General features: G+C 66.4%; 18 protein-coding genes and 4 tRNA genes. All 22 read left to right on the top strand.

From position 1 onward, the window contains the following. Positions 1-74: 74 nt before the first annotated feature. The 22 genes from K8O92_05405 to K8O92_05300 all read left to right on the top strand — a co-directional run bounded on the left by K8O92_05405 (position 75) and on the right by K8O92_05300 (position 18210). Positions 75-157, top strand: a tRNA-Tyr gene (locus K8O92_05405). A 609-nt stretch (positions 158-766) separates the two neighbouring features. Then, positions 767-839: transfer RNA gene (locus K8O92_05400), tRNA-Thr, on the top strand. Between the two features lie 76 nt (positions 840-915). After that, positions 916-991 (top strand) — tRNA-Met (locus K8O92_05395). 42 nt (positions 992-1033) lie between these two features. Then, positions 1034-1204: a 50S ribosomal protein L33 gene (gene rpmG / locus K8O92_05390; GenBank protein UAK33406.1), complete on the top strand. Its 171-nt coding sequence runs from the start codon at positions 1034-1036 to the stop codon at positions 1202-1204. 183 nt (positions 1205-1387) lie between these two features. Next, positions 1388-2455 (top strand): (3R)-hydroxyacyl-ACP dehydratase subunit HadB, encoded by a 1068-nt coding sequence (gene hadB / locus K8O92_05385; protein ID UAK35452.1) that lies wholly within the window; start codon positions 1388-1390, stop codon positions 2453-2455. A gap of 221 nt (positions 2456-2676) precedes the next feature. Continuing rightward, positions 2677-2749, top strand: a tRNA-Trp gene (locus K8O92_05380). Between the two features lie 108 nt (positions 2750-2857). Then, entirely contained in the window at positions 2858-3256 is a 399-nt protein-coding gene (secE, locus tag K8O92_05375) for a preprotein translocase subunit SecE (protein ID UAK33405.1), read from the top strand. Positions 3257-3374: 118 nt separating this feature from the next. Further along, the gene (gene nusG, locus K8O92_05370) at positions 3375-4163 is read left to right on the top strand and encodes a transcription termination/antitermination protein NusG (protein UAK35451.1); all 789 of its coding nucleotides are present in this window, start codon (positions 3375-3377) and stop codon (positions 4161-4163) included. A 92-nt stretch (positions 4164-4255) separates the two neighbouring features. Then, complete coding sequence (gene rplK / locus K8O92_05365; protein ID UAK33404.1) at positions 4256-4690, top strand: 50S ribosomal protein L11; 435 nt, start codon at positions 4256-4258, stop codon at positions 4688-4690. Between the two features lie 150 nt (positions 4691-4840). Further along, positions 4841-5554, top strand: coding sequence for a 50S ribosomal protein L1 (rplA, locus tag K8O92_05360; GenBank protein UAK33403.1), 714 nt, complete (start codon positions 4841-4843; stop codon positions 5552-5554). 667 nt (positions 5555-6221) lie between these two features. Beyond that, positions 6222-6761, top strand: a complete 540-nt coding sequence (gene rplJ / locus K8O92_05355) for a 50S ribosomal protein L10 (protein UAK33402.1) — start codon at positions 6222-6224, stop codon at positions 6759-6761. Positions 6762-6817: 56 nt separating this feature from the next. Continuing rightward, positions 6818-7198 (top strand): 50S ribosomal protein L7/L12, encoded by a 381-nt coding sequence (gene rplL / locus K8O92_05350; GenBank protein UAK33401.1) that lies wholly within the window; start codon positions 6818-6820, stop codon positions 7196-7198. 243 nt (positions 7199-7441) lie between these two features. After that, a complete protein-coding gene (locus K8O92_05345) occupies positions 7442-8518 on the top strand; it encodes an ABC transporter ATP-binding protein (GenBank protein ID UAK35450.1) in 1077 nt (358 codons plus the stop codon). A gap of 11 nt (positions 8519-8529) precedes the next feature. Beyond that, positions 8530-9324, top strand: a complete 795-nt coding sequence (locus K8O92_05340) for an ABC transporter permease (GenBank protein ID UAK33400.1) — start codon at positions 8530-8532, stop codon at positions 9322-9324. Positions 9325-9327: 3 nt separating this feature from the next. Continuing rightward, positions 9328-10191 (top strand): ABC transporter permease, encoded by an 864-nt coding sequence (locus tag K8O92_05335; GenBank protein UAK33399.1) that lies wholly within the window; start codon positions 9328-9330, stop codon positions 10189-10191. After that, a complete protein-coding gene (locus tag K8O92_05330; GenBank protein UAK33398.1) occupies positions 10188-11537 on the top strand; it encodes an MCE family protein in 1350 nt (449 codons plus the stop codon). The genes K8O92_05335 and K8O92_05330 overlap by 4 nt, the downstream gene beginning before the upstream one ends. Continuing rightward, complete coding sequence (locus tag K8O92_05325) at positions 11534-12610, top strand: MCE family protein (GenBank protein UAK33397.1); 1077 nt, start codon at positions 11534-11536, stop codon at positions 12608-12610. The genes K8O92_05330 and K8O92_05325 overlap by 4 nt, the downstream gene beginning before the upstream one ends. 14 nt (positions 12611-12624) lie before the next feature. Further along, a complete protein-coding gene (locus K8O92_05320) occupies positions 12625-13620 on the top strand; it encodes an MCE family protein (protein UAK35449.1) in 996 nt (331 codons plus the stop codon). A gap of 37 nt (positions 13621-13657) precedes the next feature. Further along, positions 13658-14890: an MCE family protein gene (locus K8O92_05315; GenBank protein UAK35448.1), complete on the top strand. Its 1233-nt coding sequence runs from the start codon at positions 13658-13660 to the stop codon at positions 14888-14890. Beyond that, entirely contained in the window at positions 14887-16128 is a 1242-nt protein-coding gene (locus K8O92_05310) for an MCE family protein (GenBank protein UAK33396.1), read from the top strand. The genes K8O92_05315 and K8O92_05310 overlap by 4 nt, the downstream gene beginning before the upstream one ends. Next, positions 16125-17366, top strand: a complete 1242-nt coding sequence (locus K8O92_05305; GenBank protein UAK33395.1) for an MCE family protein — start codon at positions 16125-16127, stop codon at positions 17364-17366. The genes K8O92_05310 and K8O92_05305 overlap by 4 nt, the downstream gene beginning before the upstream one ends. A 106-nt stretch (positions 17367-17472) precedes the next feature. Next, positions 17473-18210, top strand: coding sequence for a hypothetical protein (locus K8O92_05300; GenBank protein UAK33394.1), 738 nt, complete (start codon positions 17473-17475; stop codon positions 18208-18210). Positions 18211-18213: the final 3 nt, after the last annotated feature.

Below are 18213 nucleotides of genomic sequence, written 5' to 3'. Positions count from 1 at the left end.
CCGATAGCCAGCCGGTTTGCATTCAGGGTGCGGGTTCGATGTATTCTGCTCAGCGCGCGAAAGAATGCGCGAACGGCAGGTTGCCCGAGCGGCCAATGGGAGCAGACTGTAAATCTGTCGGTGAAAGCCTACGTAGGTTCGAATCCTACACCTGCCACTCCGCTCACTGGGCGAGCCCTGTACGCAGAAAGCGCGTACAGGGCTCGCTTCGTAATGTCTTGTGAAGGTGCAACCCCCACGCCCCGCCCGGCGGGGCTTCGCCCCCCGGACCCCCTTGTCGTGGTTGCGTTGGGGGGTGTGCGGTTTGTGGGGAAGCTGACAACGGAGTGATTTCGTGCTCCGGGGATCGGAGCCTTCGGTCCGTGCTCCAGGAGATCTGATCGACGTTGGTCTCGCTCCACTTCACGGCTCTGCGTTCCGTCGCTCGACATGATCCGGGACAACGCGCCCACCGCCGGATCGGCAGGTTGTCGGCGCTTGCCCTCGAGCGGGTCTACGTGGACGTGGCAATTAAGCGCGGGTATTTGCCGCCCTCACTCGCTCGACCTGATGGAACCGTCCGCTATCGTCGCCTCGCGTGGCGCGACTTCTACGAGCGCTTTCGTGCCCGAATGGGAGCCGCAAACGGGCCCTGGACGGTGGAATCCGCGCGTAAAACACCCCTCTGACCACGCGGTTTGGTGGTGGGAGCTGGGAGTGTGTAACCTCGTTCAAGACTTCACCGCGCTGAGGTCGAGTGTTCGGGGCTCGGTGCGGAAGTAGTCATGCCCCCTTAGCTCAGTCGGCAGAGCGTTTCCATGGTAAGGAAAAGGTCAACGGTTCGATTCCGTTAGGGGGCTCGCCGGATTGCCGGTGGTGACCGACTCGGCATCGCTCCCGTAGTGCGGGCTCGGCACCATGGCAATGCGACGCCGTGGCGGTGTAGCTCAGTCGGTAGAGCAAACGACTCATAATCGTTGTGTCGCCGGTTCAAGTCCGGCCATCGCTACCACAACCGATACAAGCCCATCAGGTACCGGAAAGAAGGCATATCGTGGCCGCGAAGTCCACCGATGTCCGGCCAAAGATCACCTTGGCCTGCGAGCAGTGCAAGCACCGCAACTACATCACCAAGAAGAACCGGCGCAACGACCCGGATCGTCTGGAGCTGAAGAAGTTCTGCCCGAACTGTGGCACACACCGGGCGCACCGCGAATCCCGCTAGTCCTCCGCGCGTGAACTACCGCGTGGTGTAGCGCCGGGAGTCGCATCCCGGTATCTCGGGCCGTGGCACCGCGAGGGCCGGACAGTTGTCCGGCCCTGACGCATTTTCACGGTGCGGGTGCGGTGGTGAGCGCTCCGCCGACTCCGGGCGACGGGGTCAGATAGGTACAGTCCTCCCGTGACAATCAACACCGGTACAGACGAAGCGGTCCAGACGGGCGCGGCGCTCGACCCCGCGGCGAACGCCGCGGCGATGGTCGGTCACCACTATCGCGTCGACGACTACTACGAGGTCGGCCGCGAGAAGGTGCGTGAATACGCCCGCGCCGTGCAGGACTACCACCCGGTGCACTGGGACGAGGACGTGGCGCAGGAGTACGGGTACGACAACCTGCTCGCGCCGGTCACCTTCATCTCCCTGGTCGGGATCCTGGCCCAGCGCAAGCTGTTCGAGCAGGTCGTCACCGGTTACGACCTCAGCCAGATCATGCAGACCGACCAGATCCTCGAGTTCCATCGCCCGATCAAGGTCGGCGACCAGCTCACCTGCGACGTCTACCTGCATTCGTTCCGCCAGGCTTTCGGCGGCGACATCATGGTCACCAAGAACATCGTCACCGCGCAGAACGACGAGCTGGTACTCACCACCTACACCACCCTGGTCGGCCGCAGCGGCGCCGATATCGACCCCAACCTCAACGCGGCGGTCCGCAACGTGCTCATGCACGGCATCGGTGAGGAAGCGCCGGGACACAGCCCGCGCAGCACGCCCGTCGTGACCCAGGCGCCCTCGCCGGTCGCGCAAGTGCCGGAGGCGGTGCGCACCAAGCACGCCATCCGCTTCGAGGACGTCTCGGTCGGCGACGAGCTGCCGGCGCGTATCGTCCGGCTCACTCGCGGCGATCTGGTGAACTACGCCGGCGTCTCCGGCGACGCCAACCCGATCCACTGGAGCGACGAGGTCGTGAAGCTGGTCGGCTTGGACAACGTCGTCGCGCACGGCATGCTCACCATGGGTCTCGGTGGCGGGTTCGTCACCTCTTGGCTCGGTGATCCCGGCGCGATCAAGGAGTACAACGTCCGCTTCACCAGCCCGGTCTACGTGGGCACCGACGAGGCCGCCGAGGTCGAGTACACCGGTAAGGTGAAATCGGTCGATCCGGAGTCGAAAACCGCGGTCGTCGCCATCGTGGCGAAGGCGGCGGGAAAGAAGATCTTCGGCCGCGCCACCGCCACGGTGCAGCTGGCCTGACCAGCTACAGCGACCCTGATTGGCTAATGGCGCGCACGGTAACGTACACTCAGGTTTCTGGGGTCGCCAGCCGCTGCGCGCTGCTCTGTGGGGCTGGTTCCAAGCGGTCCGCGAGGATCGTCGACGGGGCCGGCAACTGCCGGAGTAGCGCGCGTGTTGTGTGACACCGGAGCACAACTGAATATCGAACAGTGGTCGGACAGCCGATACCGTCCGACCGAAGGGGCGTAGCTCAACTGGCAGAGCAGCGGTCTCCAAAACCGCAGGTTGCAGGTTCAAGTCCTGTCGCCCCTGCCCTGGATGCCAGCGACGAGAGAGGACCGACGTGAGCGAGCGTAGCGAGCGAGCCATTGGCACAGCGCGCATCGCGCACGGCGGCACCGAGCGCAGCGAGGAGAAGGCGTGAGCGACGAGCGGGACACTCGCCGCGGCGCACATGCCGCCGACGAAGGCGATGGCACCGCCGCAGCGACACGGCCGAGCGGAAAGCGGTCCGCCCGGCGGTCCCGCAGTGCTTCCTCCCAGGTCGACACGGGCTCGATCGCCACGCTCGACCGCCCGTCGCGTAAGGCAACCAAGACGACCGATCGGGCCGAACGCAAGAAGCCGGGTAATCCGCTCAAGCGTTTGATCAAGTTCCTGCGTGAGGTCATCGCGGAACTGCGCAAGGTGATCTGGCCCAACCGGAAGCAGATGGTCACCTATACGAGCGTTGTTCTGGTGTTCGTGATTTTCATGGTCGCGTTCATCAGCGGGTTGGATCTGGCGTTCATCAAGGGTGTCAACTGGCTGTTCGGCTAGCTGAACGACGCCGACGCCGGTAGCCGATCCCGGGCGGACACGGGTGGCAGTGATTTCGCCGCGCGCCCGGCCCGGCACGCAGAGGATGTACGTGACGACACAGGAAGCGAGTGCCCCAGTGAGCACCCCGGAGAACGACACACCCGACAAGTTCCCGGCCGACGACGCGGTGGCCGAGCCCACCGACTCCGTCGAGGAGTTCGCGACCGACGGGCCCGCGCTCGAGGAATCGGAGCCCGCTGAGTCCGCCCCTGCCGCCGCTGTGGATGCCGAGCCCGCCGATCCCGTCGCCGAGATGAAGGCAGCGCTGCGGCGCGCCCCCGGTGAGTGGTACGTCATCCACTCCTACGCCGGCTACGAGAACAAAGTGAAGGCCAACCTCGAGACCCGCGTGCAGAACCTGGACCTGGAGGATTACATCTTCCAGGTCGAGGTGCCCACCGAAGAGGTCACCGAGATCAAGAACGGGCAGCGCAAGCACGTCAACCGCAAGGTGCTGCCCGGCTACATCCTGGTCCGGATGGAGCTCAACGACGAGTCGTGGGGCGCGGTGCGCAACACCCCCGGTGTCACCGGTTTCGTCGGCGCCACCTCGCGTCCGTCGCCGCTGTCCATCGATGACGTGGTGAAGTTCCTCGTCCCGGCCGCGCAGCAGCAGAAGAAGCCCGCCGCGGCGGCCGCGGCGTCGAGCGCCGAGGCCGCGGGCGGCGAGGTCGCGCCGAAGCCGGTCATCGAGGTCGACTTCGAGGTCGGCGAGTCGGTGACGGTCATGGACGGTCCGTTCGCGACGCTGCCCGCCAGCATCTCCGAGGTCAACGCCGAGCAGCAGAAACTCAAGGTGCTCGTGTCGATCTTCGGCCGCGAGACCCCGGTCGAGCTGGCGTTCACCCAGGTCGCGAAGATCTAGACCGCTGTCAGCGGTCGGGTGAATCCGCCCGGTCGAGGATCGCGACACCAGACTTGCAAAGAGCAAGGACACCAAACACCTAGGAAAGAAAGATGCCCCCCAAGAAGAAGAAGCTCGCCGGGATCATCAAGCTTCAGATCCAGGCCGGCCAGGCGAACCCGGCCCCTCCGGTCGGCCCCGCGCTCGGTCAGCACGGCGTCAACATCATGGAGTTCTGCAAGGCGTACAACGCCGCGACCGAGTCGCAGCGTGGCAACGTCATTCCGGTCGAGATCTCGGTGTACGAGGATCGGTCGTTCGACTTCAAGCTGAAGACCCCGCCCGCCGCCAAGCTGCTGCTCAAGGCCGCAGGCGTGCAGAAGGGCTCGGCGGAGCCGCACCGCAACAAGGTCGCCAAGGTGACCATGGACCAGGTGCGCGAGATCGCCAAGACCAAGCAGGAAGATCTGAACGCCAACGACATCGATCAGGCGGCCAAGATCATCGCGGGTACCGCGCGTTCGATGGGCATCACCGTCGAAGGCTGAGCGGAATCGCTCCCTGGTGGGAGGGCCGGCCAGGCCCGATAACCACGTCTGAACTACCAACACAGCGGCGCCAGCGACGGGCTCGGAGGCGGAAGCCTGCGTGACCACGGAGAGCCCGGGAGCGCCGCGGATCGAACAGGACAGAGAATCATGGCAAAACGAAGCAAGGCGTACCTCGCCGCGGCCGAGAAGGTCGATCGCACCAAGCTCTACTCCCCGCTGGCCGCCGCGCGCCTGGCGAAGGAGACCGCCACCACCAAGACCGACGCGACCGTCGAGGTCGCCGTACGTCTCGGTGTGGATCCCCGGAAGGCGGACCAGATGGTCCGCGGCACGGTCAACCTGCCGCACGGCACCGGTAAGACCGCCCGCGTCATCGTGTTCGCGGCGGGCGAGAAGGCCGCCGAGGCCGAGGCCGCCGGAGCCGACGCCGTCGGCGCCGAGGACCTGATCGAGCGGATCCAGGGCGGCTGGCTGGACTTCGACGCCGCGATCGCCACCCCGGACCAGATGGCCAAGGTCGGCCGGATCGCGCGCGTCCTGGGCCCGCGCGGCCTGATGCCGAACCCGAAGACGGGCACGGTCACCACCGATGTGACCAAGGCTGTCAACGACATCAAGGGCGGCAAGATCAACTTCCGCGTCGACAAGCAGGCCAACCTGCACTTCGTCATCGGCAAGGCGTCCTTCGACGACGCGAAGCTGGTGGAGAACTACGGCGCCGCGCTGGACGAGATCCTGCGTGCGAAGCCGTCGACCGCCAAGGGGCGTTACGTCAAGAAGGTGACGGTCTCGACGAACACCGGACCGGGCATCCCGGTGGACCCGAACCGCACCCGCAACCTCCTCGACGAGGACGCGTAAGCAGCAGCTGAGCTGACCGCAACGGCGGGGACGCATTCGCGTTCCCGCCGTTGCGGCGTTACGGTTGTCCTTCGCCGACGCCTATCTGGTCGCGCTCGCGGAGGCCGATCCTGGATCGAGTGTCGCCTCCTTCGGCAAAGGTATCGACAAGGTGAAGAGCGTCAGCCGAGTCGAACCAGCGCCCTTCGGCTCGGCTGACTGATATCACAGCTCAGCAACCCGGCTCGGCGCTTCCAGTCGAGCGGCGAATCATTGACCTACCGTGCATTCATCGCCGTTCGCACTCGCCCTCGCCGCCCCGGCCATGTGTCCCGCACCACAACACGGTAGAGGCGGCACGTTTGATCGGGTGTTCTGTGAGGGGTCGTTTTGGCAGAAAGAACCCCTACAGGTACATTGGACATCAGTTATCGACGAGTTCGATCGCTACCCAATCCGTTCTACCGAAGACCGTTGGTCGCCGATCCCGCATGGTTCGGTCGAAGGTCCGGCGACATTGCCGGCGGCCCACGCAGGGAGAGCCGAGGCTGGGAATTGATCCGGGTACATCTCGGATCGGTTTTCTGTTGCGCCCCGGAACGCTCTGCGTTCGGGGCGTTTGTTTTGTCGCCGGCCCCTGATCGGTAGTTCGCGTATACGAACCGACCAATCAGAGAGGAGGCGAAGTATGGCAAAACCCGAGAAGGTCACCGCGGTCGAGGAGATCGCGGAGCAGTTCAAGAGCTCGACGGCCACCGTCGTCACGGAATACCGTGGCCTGTCGGTCGGCAAGCTCACCGAGCTGCGGCGCGCGCTCGGCGCCGACGCCACGTACTCCGTCGCCAAGAACACCCTGGTCAAGCGTGCCGCCGCCGAGGCGGGCGTGGAAGGCCTCGACGAGCTGTTCGTCGGACCGACCGCGATCACCTTCATCACCGGTGAGCCGGTCAACGCGGCCAAGGCCCTGAAGACCTTCGCGAAGGACAACAAGGCGCTCATCATCAAGGGCGGCTACATGGACGGCGCTCCGCTGTCCGTGTCCGAGGTCGAGCGGATCGCCGACCTGGAGACCCGCGAGGTGCTGCTGGCCAAGCTGGCCGGCGCGCTGAAGGGCAACCTCGCCAAGGCCGCTGGTCTGTTCAACGCTCCCGCTTCGCAGGTGGCCCGCTTGGCCGCCGCGCTGCAGGAGAAGAAGCAGGCCGAAGAAGGCGCGACTGCCGCCGAGTAAGACCCGTGCGGCACGACACGCCCGCATAGACATCACCTACCGAAAGGAAAACAACAATGGCCAACGTTGACGAACTGCTCGAGACCTTCGGCAACATGACCCTGCTCGAGCTGTCGGACTTCGTGAAGAAGTTCGAGGAGAAGTTCGAGGTCACCGCGGCTGCTCCGGTCGCCGTCGCCGCCGTCGGCGGTGCCGCTGCTCCGGCCGAGGCCGTCGAGGAGCAGGACGAGTTCGACGTCGTGCTCGAGGGCGCGGGCGACAAGAAGATCCAGGTCATCAAGGTGGTCCGCGAGATCGTCTCCGGCCTGGGCCTGAAGGAGGCCAAGGACCTCGTCGAGAGCGCTCCGAAGCCGATCCTGGAGAAGGTCGCGAAGGATGCCGCCGAGGCTGCCAAGGCGAAGCTGGAAGAGGCCGGCGCCAAGGTCTCGGTCAAGTAATTCCGGACCGAAACACGCCGAACGGGCGGTCCCCTTTGTGGGGCCGCCCGTTTGCTGTTTTTCGGCAAACTTGCCGCAATTACAAATGGCGAAAGGATCGCGGGGTTACTCTTCAGTCAGCTCGGGGTGTGCCCCGTCTCTCTCATGGGTTACAGTGACCGAACCCACTGTGACGTGACGCACCGCGATGTCCGAGCGCGCGGTTCGCCGGTGGGCAGCTCGCTGAGAATTGTGGAGGTTGGCGTGGGCGTCGAGGTCAGGACCGAGAGTGTAACCAAGTCTTTCGGTTCGCAGCGGATTTGGCAGGACGTCTCTCTGACGTTGCCCTCGGGCGAGGTCAGCGCCCTCCTGGGCCCGTCGGGCACCGGTAAGTCGGTGTTCCTGAAGTCGCTGATCGGACTGCTGCGCCCGGAGCGCGGCTCGATCTACGTCGACGGCACCGATATCACCACCTGCTCCAACAAGCAGCTGTACGAGATCCGCAAGCTCTTCGGCGTCCTGTTCCAGGACGGCGCGCTGTTCGGGTCGATGAATCTATTCGACAACGTGGCCTTCCCACTGCGCGAGCACACCAAGAAGAGCGAATCCGAGATCAAGAAGATCGTCATGGAGAAGCTGGAGCTCACCGGTCTGCTCGGGGCCGAGGGCAAGCTGCCCGGCGAGATCTCCGGCGGTATGCGCAAGCGAGCGGGGCTGGCGCGCGCCCTGGTGCTGGATCCGCAGATCATCCTCGTCGACGAGCCCGACTCGGGCTTGGACCCGGTGCGCACCTCGTACCTGTCGCAGTTGCTGATCGATATCAACGCCCAGATCGACGCCACGATCCTGATCGTCACGCACAACATCAACCTCGCGCGCACCGTGCCGGACAACATCGGCATGCTCTTCCGTCGTCAGCTGGTCATGTTCGGCCCGCGCGAGGTGCTGCTGACCTCCGAGGAGCCCGTGGTCAAGCAGTTCCTCAACGGCCGCATGCTCGGCCCGATCGGCATGTCCGAGGAGAAGGACGAGGCGCAGATGGCGCGCGAGCAGGCGCTGGTGGACGCCGGTCACCACCACGGCGGCGCCGAAGAGGTGGAGGGGATCATCCCGCAGATGCGTGCGACCCCGGGCATGCCGGTGCGTCAGGCGGTGCTGCGGCGCAAGGAACGCGTTCGCGAGATCATGCACACCCTGCCGCACGCCGCCCAGGTGGCGATCCGTGAATCACTTGCGGAGAGCGACGACACGCAGGTGATGGCGTACAACAGCGGCGACCTGGCTAATTATCCGGGCGGCGCGTACGACACCACCGTGCGACACAACACAACTAACGGGTAACATCTGCGATCGTGAATTCGACCCTGGCGCGATTGCGAACTCCACTGGAGTCGGGGTTTGCCCAGGCCGGCAACATATTTGCGCTGTTCATCGACGTTCTACGCAAGACCTTTCGTCGTCCCTTCGAGTGGCGGGAGTTCATCGAGCAGTCGTGGTTCATTGCGAGCGTCTCGATCCTGCCCAGCGCGTTGGTCGCGATTCCGTTCGGCGCGGTCGTCGCACTGCAGACCGGCTCGTTGATCAAGCAGCTGGGCGCGGAATCCTTCACCGGTGCGACCAGCGTCCTGGCAACAGTCCAGCAGGCGGCTCCCGTCGTCACGGCCCTGATCATCGCGGGCGCGGCCGGGTCGGCGGTGGCCGCCGATCTGGGCTCGCGCACCATCCGCGAGGAGATCGACGCGCTGGAAGTGCTCGGCGTCGATCCGGTGCGAAAGCTGGTGGTGCCGCGCGTGATCGGCATGATGCTGGTCGCGCTGCTGCTCAACGGTTTGGTCTCGGTGGTCGGCATCGCGGGCGGGTATTTCTTCAACGTCCTGCTGCAGGGCGGTACCCCGGGCGCCTACCTGGCGTCGTTCTCCGCCCTGGCCCAGCTGCCGGACCTGTGGATCGGCGAGATCAAGGCAGCGGTGTTCGGCCTGATCGCCGGTGTGATCGCCGCGTACAAGGGTCTGCATCCCAAAGGGGGTCCGAAAGGAGTCGGTGACGCGGTGAACCAATCCGTGGTGATCACATTCATGGTGCTGTTCTTCGTGAACCTCATTCTGACCCTGGTGTACCTACAGGTCGTCCCGGCCAAGGGCGCCTGACGGATGGCCACGTCATACCGAACCCCGGTCGCCAAGTCCATGCGCCGGGTGGGTGAGATCGCTCGTATGCCGCTGGGCGTCATCGACCGCGCGGGCGAACAGATGTCGTTCTACCTGCGGGCCATCGCGTGGATTCCGCGCACCGCGGTGCACTACCGCAAGGAAGTCATGCGGCTGCTCGCCGAGGTCACCTTCGGCAGCGGCGCGCTCGCGGTGATCGGTGGCACCATCGGCGTCATCGTGTTCATGTCCGGCTCGGTCGGCGTCGTCGTCGGACTGCAGGGATTCAAGGCCCTCGATGCGCTCGGCAGCTCGGTGCTCACCGGCTTCCTCACCGCCTATATCAACACCCGCGAGATCGCGCCGCTGGTCGCCGCGCTCGCGCTCTCGGCAACGGTCGGTTGTGGTTTCACCGCGCAGCTGGGCGCCATGCGGATCTCCGAGGAGATCGACGCGCTCGAGGTGATGGCGGTGCCCGGCGTGCCGTTCCTGGTGACCAGCCGGGTGATCGCCGGGTTCCTCGCGGTGATCCCGCTCTACATCGTCGGGCTGCTGGGCACGTTCCTGGCATCGCGGACGATCAGCATCTGGTTCAACGGGCAGTCCAGCGGGTCCTACGACCACTATTTCAGTCTGTTCCTGCCACCGGAGGACGTGCTCTATTCGTTCCTCAAGGTGCTTGTCTTCGCGTTCGTGATCATCATGGTGCACTGCTACTACGGGTTCCACGCCACCGGCGGGCCCGCGGGCGTCGGCGTCGCGGTCGGCCGCGCGGTCCGCGCCGCCATCGTCCTGGTGAACGTGCTCGACTTCTTCCTCAGCCTCGCGATCTGGGGCACCACCACCACGGTGCGGGTGGCCGGATGAGCCGCACACAGACCTGGCGCTCGACGGAGAGACTGCGCATTCGAGTGCTGGGCATCGCGTTCTTCGTCGTGGTCGCGTTGTTCCTGTGGACCACCGTCGCGATCTACAACAAGCAGTTCGTGCGGACCGTCGACGTCGACCTGATCACCGACAGCGTGGGCAACGCGCTGACCCGCAACGCGGACGTGAAGGTGCGCGGCATCAATGTCGGCACGGTGCGGTCGAGCCGCTCCGAGGGTGGCGAGGTGACCTTGAACCTGGCCATCGATCCGGAGAAGGCGCGCCAGATCCCCGCCAACGCGACCGCGCGCCTGCTACCCAAGACGCTGTTCGGTGAGCGCTACGTGGACCTGGTGATTCCGCAGAATCCCAGCCCACAGCACCTGACCGATGGCTTGACGCTGCACCAGGACGTCAGCGGCAACGCGATCGAGCTGAGCAAACTGCTCGACGACCTGCTACCGCTGCTGCAGGCCATCCCGCCGCAGGATCTCGCGGCCACCCTGGGCGCGCTGTCCCAGGCGCTGGCCGGGCAAGGACTGGCGCTCGGCCAGAGCGTGGACAAGCTGGACGACATCTTCCGTCAGGTCAACGTCGTGCTTCCGGACCTGCAAGCCGACCTACGCAGTTTCGCCGAGGTGGCGGCCACCTACTCCGATGCGGCGCCGCAGCTGATCCAAGCCTTGGACAACCTACGCACGACCAACGCCACGATCGTGCAGCGACGCACCGATATCGACGTCCTGTACGCGACGCTGACGCCGACCTCCGCCACCACCACCGAGTTCTTGATCGCCAACCGCGACAACATCATCGACGTCGCCGCCGACTCCCGCCCCGCGCTGGAGCAACTGGCCTACTACTCGCCCAACTACGCCTGCTCGCTGGCGAACTTCGCGCAGCTGAAGCCGCGTATCGACCGGATCTTCGGCAAGGGCACCGATACGCCCGGCTCCCGGGTGACCATCGAACTCACCAACACCCGCGGCAAGTACCTGCCCAACCAGGACGAACCGCGCTGGCTGGACACGAGGGGGCCGTGGTGCATCCCCGAGATGCCGTTGGGCGTCGACCCCGGCCAGTACACCGGCGGCCCGAACAACGACGGCTCCTACGCTGTCCCCAGCCGCAACCCCGGTGACCAGGAGATCGGCCATCTGGAGCCGCCGCAGTTCGGCGTCTACCCGGCGAGCAAGATGCCGACCATCGCCGGTTCTCCCATGGAGCAGCAGTCGCTCGGCGCGATCTACGGCGCGGCCAACGGTGTCGCCCCGGATCAGGTGCCGGGCTGGGTGACCCGGGCCGGCGCGCCCGCGTTCCGCGGAAGCGAGGTGAGCGTGCGATGAAACAGCAGCTGCGCGGCCTGGGCGGGCCGCTGACCAAGCTGGTCGTCTTCGTCGTGGTGACCCTGTTCGTGACGACCATGCTCGGGCTGTCGATCGCCAACTACAGCGGTCGCGGCACCGGGTTCAAGGCCAGGTTCACCGACGTCACCGCCCTCAACCCGGGCGACGAGGTCCGCATCGCCGGCGTCCGCGTCGGCAAGGTCACCGATGTCTCGATCGTGGACAAGCGGCTGGCCGAGGTCCGGTTCGATCTGCTCGACCGGGATTGGCTGCCCGCCTCGACCACGGCCACGATCAAGTACCGCAACCTCGTCGGCCAGCGCTACATCGCGCTGGAGCAGGGCACGGGGGAACAGGGCCGCAAACTGAACAAGGGCGGCACCATCCCGCTGGAGCGCACCAGGCCCGCGCTGAACCTGACCACGCTGTTCAACGGCTTCCGGCCGCTGTTCCGCACGCTGACCGCCGACGACGTGAACAAGTTGTCCTTCGAGATCATCCAGGTCTTCCAGGGCGAGCAGGGCACGATCCGCGATCTGGTCGCGACCACAGCGAACCTGACCAACAAGATCGCGGACAAGGACGCCGTGATCGGTGAGCTGACCCGCAACCTGACCGCCGTACTGGACGCGGTCAACCAGCGCGACGACCAGTTCGACCAGTTGATCGTGAACACCGAGGCGCTGATCAGCGGCCTCAATGCCGACCGCGACACGATCGGGCGCTCGGTGACCTCGCTGGCCAACCTGACCTCGGCGACATCGGACCTGCTCGTCCCGGTGCGTCCGACGCTGCAAGGCTCGATCGCGGGCCTGAGCCAGCTGACCGGCACGCTCGACGAGCGTCAGGACGAGGTGAACGAAGCGCTGTACAACCTGCCGCTGAAGATGGAGAAGCTCGGCCGCGCCGCCAGCTACGGCTCCTGGTTCCAGTTCTACCTGTGCGGCATCGACATCGTCGTCGGACCGGGCGCGGTCGACGCGCCGCAGCTCAACCTGCCCGCGGGCCTGCCGACGATCAACCAGCCGCTGTACACCAACGCGGCGCCGCGCTGCCATGGGAAGGCTCGCTGATGGACGACCGGACTCTGCTCGGTAAGCGCAGCCCGGCGTTCATGGGCGTACTCGGCCTCGCCATGGTGCTGCTGGTGACGGTGTCGGCGTTCTCCCTGGATCAGTTGCCGATCATCGGCGCGGGGACCAAGTACACCGCCGAATTCACCGAGGCGGCGGGCCTGAAGAAGGGCAACGAAGTCCGCGTCGCGGGCGTCAAGGTCGGTTCGGTGTCCAATGTGCGGCTCGCCGGTGACCGCGTGCTCGTGGACTTCCGCACCAAGGACACCTGGATCGGCAACGACACCACCGCGTCCATCCAGATCAAGACGCTGCTCGGACAGAAGTACCTCGCGCTCGACCCGAGGGGCTCGAAGCCTGCCGATCCGAGTACGCGAATTCCGCTGTCCCGCACCGTCTCTCCGTACGACGTGGTGGACGCGTTCACCGATGCCGCGCGCACGATCGATCAGATCGACACCTCACAGCTGGCCAAGAGCATGCAAGTGCTGTCGGAGGCGTTCGAGACGACGCCGCCGGAGATCCGCGGCTCCATCGACGGGGTCGCGCGGCTGTCGGAGACGCTGGCCAAACGCGACCAGGAGCTGAAGAAGCTGTTCGCCGCGACCAGGCAGACCACGCAGGTACTCGCCGACCGCAACGCCGAGTTCGAGCGGCTGCTGGCCTCCGGCGGCCAGCTGCTGGCCGAACTGAACATCCGGCAGCAGTCCATCAAGCAGTTGTTGTCCGGCGCCAAGACGGTTTCGGCGGAGCTGAGCGCGCTCGTGCACGACAACGAGGAGCAGATCGGCCCCGCGCTGACGAATCTGCGCGCCTCCATCGATCTGCTCAACGCCAACCAGCAGAACATCTCCAAGACATTGGAACTCGCGGCCCCGTTCTACAACCTCTACGCCAACGTGCTGGGGACCGGCCGCTGGTTCGACGCGGTGATCGTCAACGTGCTGCCGCCCGCGCTACCCGAAATCCCCGGCTACCGTCAGCCGATCCGCACCCTGGGAGGTAACTGACGTGGCGGAGAACTGGCGTAACGATCCCGTCGGCGCGGTGCGCGGTTCCAGCCGCGGCGCCAAGGTGGGCATCGCGCTGGTAGTCGTCCTCGCCGTGCTGGTGGGGGTGGTGCTGTGGTGGCTGTTCAACCGGCTGACCACCACCAGAATCACCGCGTACTTCGATCGGTCGGTCGGCATCTACGAGGGCTCGGACGTGCGGATTCTCGGCGTGCCGGTCGGCTCGGTGGACAAGGTCGAGCCGCAGGGCGACCAGGTCAAGGTCGTGATGAGCGTGAACCGCGAGTTCGACGTGCCCGCGGGCGCGCGGGCCGCCCAGATCACACCGTCCATCGTCTCCGACCGCTACATCCAGCTGACCCCGGTCTACACCGGCGGCCCGAAGATGCCGCGCGACGCGACGATTCCGCGCGAGCGCACGGCGACGCCGGTCGAAGTCGACCAGTTGTACAAGAGCATCACCGAACTGTCGGACGCGTTGGGCCCCAACGGCGCCAATGCCGAGGGCGCGGTGAACGACCTGGTGCGCACCGGCGCGGCGAATCTGGCGGGCAACGGTGAGGCGCTTGCCAACAGCCTGACCCAGCTGTCCAGGGCGGCCCGCTACTTGTCCGACGCGCGCGGCGACATCTTCGACACGGTCAAGAATTTGCAGGCTTTCATCACCATGCTGGCCCAGAACGACCAGCAGGTACGGCAGTTCAACACCCAGCTGGCCGACCTGTCGACGTTCCTGGCCGACGAACGCGAGGACCTCGGCGCCGCGTTGCATCTGCTCTCTGTCGCGCTCGGCGACGTCGCCCGCTTCATCGACGACAATCGAGACCTGATCGCCAGCAACGCCGAAGGTTTGATCACGCTCACCAAGACGCTGTCCGACCAGCGCGACGACGTGGCCGCCTTGCTGCCGGTCCTGCCGGTGGCGTTGAGCAACCTGATCAACGTGCACAACGCCGAATCGGGCACCCTCGACATGCGTGCCAACTTCCCCGAATTGCAGGACCCGTTCGGTGTGGTGTGCAAGATGCTCGACCTGTCCAAACTGATGCCGGGCGATCCCAAGTTCGAGGCCCTCGGCAGACAGATGCGGCCGGTTCTCGATCACTGCAAGGAGATCACCGACCAGATCACCGCCGGGGTGCAGACCCCGACGCTGATCCTGCCGTTCGGCATCCTCAGCGGCGAGAACCAGCAGCGTGACCCGGTGCCGGGCACGGTGCCCGGCACGCCGTCGGACCGGCTTCCGCCGTCGCAGGAAGGTGAGCGATGAGCACTCGGATCCGTTCGGTCGCACGCGGTTTCGGCGCGGCCCTGGCGCTGGGTCTGTCCGCCGCCCTGGTCAGTTCGTGCGCCGCCGACGGCATCTACAGCGTGCCGCTGCCCGGCGGCGCCGACGTGGGCGAGCGCCCGATGCACATCGATATCCAGTTCGACGACGTTCTCGACCTGGTTCCGCAGTCGGCGGTCAAGGTCGAGGGCGTGCCGGTCGGCCGGGTCGAGAAGATCAGCCTCGGCGAAGACCAGTGGACCGCCACCGTGCGTACTCTGGTCAACTCCTCGGTGGACCTGCCCGCGAACGCGCGCGCAGAGGTGCGGCAGTCGAATCTGCTCGGCGAGAAGTTCATCGAGCTCTCCCGGCCCGCCGCCGATCCCGATCCCTACCGGCTCACCGACGGGTCGGTCATCCCGCTCGACCGCACCCGGCACGCCACCGAGGTCGAGCAGGTGCTCGGTGCGCTGTCGCTGCTGCTCAACGGCGGTGGCGTCGCGCAGTTGCAGCCGATCGTCACGGAGCTGAACAAGACACTCGGCGGCCGGGAAGACCGGGTGCGCTCGCTGATCGAGCAGGCGAACACGCTGATCGGCGGCCTGAACCAGCAGGTGGACGACATCACCCGCGCGCTCGACGGTCTCGATGTGCTCAGCAGCCGGGTCAGCAGGCAGACCGACCAGATCGGCAAGATCCTCGACGAGCTGCCGCAGGGCATCAAGATCCTGGAAGAACAGCGCCCGCAGCTGGTCGGCCTGCTCGCGCAGCTGGACCGGCTCGGCGAGGTGGGCTTCGACGTGCTGAACACCTCGAAGGACGACCTGATCCGCGACCTCACCGCGCTGCGGCCGACATTGCAGGAACTGGGCCGTGCGGCGCCGGATCTGGTCGCCGCGGTTCCCCTGATCCCGACCTACCCGTTCCCCGACTCGGCGCTGGAGAGCACCTTCGGCGGCAGCGTGAACACGTGGTTGTCGGTGGACCAGCAGATCGGCGTCACCCTCGGCAACCTCGGCGTGGGCAAGCCCGATCCGGTGTACATCCCGCCGGTCGGCCCCCCGGTGCCGGTGGACCCGACCAATCCGTACTACAACGGCAACGGCCCGCGTCCGGGCTGGCCGACGGTATCGATCCTGCCGCTGCCGCCGCTGATGGCGCAGCCGCCCGCGCCGGGTGTGCCGCCGAACCCGGCCGGGGCGATCCTCGAGCAACTCGGTGTGGGGAGTGGTCCGCGGTGACACGTCTGGTCCGATGGCAGCTCATCGCGTTCCTGGTGATCGCGGTGCTCGGCGTCGTGTACGTCGGCGGCAAGTACATCCGCCTCGACCACATGGTGGGGCTCAACGAGTACACGGTGAAGCTGCGTGCGGCGCAGACCGGCGGCATCTACAAGGGCGCCGAAGTGACCTACCGCGGCGTCCCGGTCGGGCGGGTCGGTGAGCTGGAACTCACCGGCGAGGGCGTGGTGATGAACCTCGTCATCGACTCGAGTTCGCCGAAGATCCCGGCGTCGGCGAAAGCCGTGGTGGCCAACCGTTCGGCGATCGGTGAGCAGTACGTCGACCTGCAGCCGGACTCGGACGCCGGCCCGTACCTGCGGGACAACTCGGTGATCACCTCGGCGACCCTGCCGGTGCCGGTGGAGGAGCTGATCTCCAGCGTGGACTCCTTCGCGGGCTCGGTGGACCTGAACGCGCTCAACACGACGGTGCGCGAACTCGGCAAGGCGTTCGACGGCAAAGGCGACGATCTGCGAGTACTGATCGATTCGCTGAACAAGTTCACCGAGACCTTCCACGCGACGCTCCCGCAGACCATCCAGCTGGTCCGCGACGGCCGTGTCGCGCTCGGCACGCAAGCCGACCAGTCCGCCGCGATCCGCGAATTCAGCGACGGCCTCGACCGGCTCACCGCCCAGCTGCGCTCCAGCGACCCCGACGTGCGCAGGCTCATCGGCACCGGAACCGACGCGGGGGAGCAGATCGGCGCGCTGATCGACGAGAGCGGCGGCGCGCTCACCCAGGACCTGGCCAACTTGCGGCTGTTGTTGCAGGCGATCTCGCCGAAGTTCTACGCGATCAAGCCCTTGTTGCAGATGATCCCGCAGCTGTCGATCGGCGGGTCCTCCACCGCGCCCGGCGATGGGACCAGCCACTTCGGCCTCGTGCTGGAAACCAACAACCCACCCGCCTGTACCGTGGGCTACGAGGGCACGCATCGGATTCTGGAACAGATGAAGGCGCAGAACCCGGACTTCGACGACACGCGCGACGAGTTCCCGTTCAACAAAGACGCCAGATGTCTTGTCCCCTTCGGTAATCCGACCGCCGTCCGGGGTGGCGACCGAGCCGAATTCGCCGATCCGGCCATCGTCCAGCCCTGGGACTCCAACCCCAAAACCGATCCGGAGAAGCTGAACCTGACTCCGGTCGCCGTGCAGTTGTCGACCCTGCTGGGGGTCACACCGAAGCGGTGACCAGGAGCAATGACGTTAGGGTGTCGAGCGTGAGTGACTGGAGCGAGCGAACCACGGGCATGCTGTCCTGGAGCGCGACCGAGCCGAGCGACGGCGAGGCGCTGCCGTGACCGCCGACCTGGCCAAGCAGTCCGATGCGGTGTCGCAGGACGCGCCGGACACCGCGACGGCGGACACGCCCGCCCCGCCCGCGAAGCCGGGCGACGCGGGCGATCAGAAGGCCGCCGACCGGAGCGACTCCGTGCGTCCGGGCGGCGGGTCCGCGCTGGGCCGGGCGGTTGTGGTCTGCTCCGCCGCGCTGCTGGTGATCGCGTTGAGCTGCGCAGCATGGTTCGGAGCGGGTTGGGTGCGGGCCGCGCTGACCGACGGACCGCGCGCCGACGCCCGCGACACCGCGCTGGACGCCGCCCGGCAGGCCGCGCTCAACATGACCTCGATGAACTTGGACGACGTGCCCGGCTCGCTGGCGCTGGCCAGGTCCTCGATGACCGGCGCGCTGCTGGACTCGGCCACGAAGAACAAGGACCAGGCCGAGAAGCTGGCCCAGCAGAGCGGGATCGGGATGACCTCGAAGGTGCTCGGCGCGGCGCTCACCTCGCTCAACAGCGAACAGGACAAGGCGTCGGCGCTGGTCGTGCTACAGGTCACCGAAAAGGGCAAGGACTCCCCGTCCGCCGACTACCGCTATACCTGGACCGTCGACCTGGCCAAGGACGGCGACATCTGGAAGGCCGAGCAGATCTCCTCGCTCAGCCAGCCGGTGCTGTTGAGCGGCGGCCCCGCTCAACAGGCGCCCGCCCCGGCGGCCGACCAGCCGCCCGCAGCGCCCAAGCCGGGATCGTAGGAG

Origin of the sequence: Nocardia asteroides, from assembly GCA_019930625.1 — a bacterium.
Taxonomy (GTDB): domain Bacteria; phylum Actinomycetota; class Actinomycetes; order Mycobacteriales; family Mycobacteriaceae; genus Nocardia; species Nocardia sputi.
This window is presented reverse-complemented; position numbering and strand designations above follow the sequence as displayed.

Excerpts from the sequence above, each read along its gene's own strand:
- rplK (UAK33404.1), top strand. The coding sequence starts at position 4,256 with ATGCCCCCCAAGAAGAAGAAGCTCGCCGGGATCATCAAGCTTCAGATC.
- rplA (UAK33403.1), top strand. The coding sequence starts at position 4,841 with ATGGCAAAACGAAGCAAGGCGTACCTCGCCGCGGCCGAGAAGGTCGAT.
- rplJ (UAK33402.1), top strand. The coding sequence starts at position 6,222 with ATGGCAAAACCCGAGAAGGTCACCGCGGTCGAGGAGATCGCGGAGCAG.
- rplL (UAK33401.1), top strand. The coding sequence starts at position 6,818 with ATGGCCAACGTTGACGAACTGCTCGAGACCTTCGGCAACATGACCCTG.
- K8O92_05335 (UAK33399.1), top strand. The coding sequence starts at position 9,328 with ATGGCCACGTCATACCGAACCCCGGTCGCCAAGTCCATGCGCCGGGTG.
- K8O92_05330 (UAK33398.1), top strand. The coding sequence starts at position 10,188 with ATGAGCCGCACACAGACCTGGCGCTCGACGGAGAGACTGCGCATTCGA.
- K8O92_05325 (UAK33397.1), top strand. The coding sequence starts at position 11,534 with ATGAAACAGCAGCTGCGCGGCCTGGGCGGGCCGCTGACCAAGCTGGTC.
- K8O92_05310 (UAK33396.1), top strand. The coding sequence starts at position 14,887 with ATGAGCACTCGGATCCGTTCGGTCGCACGCGGTTTCGGCGCGGCCCTG.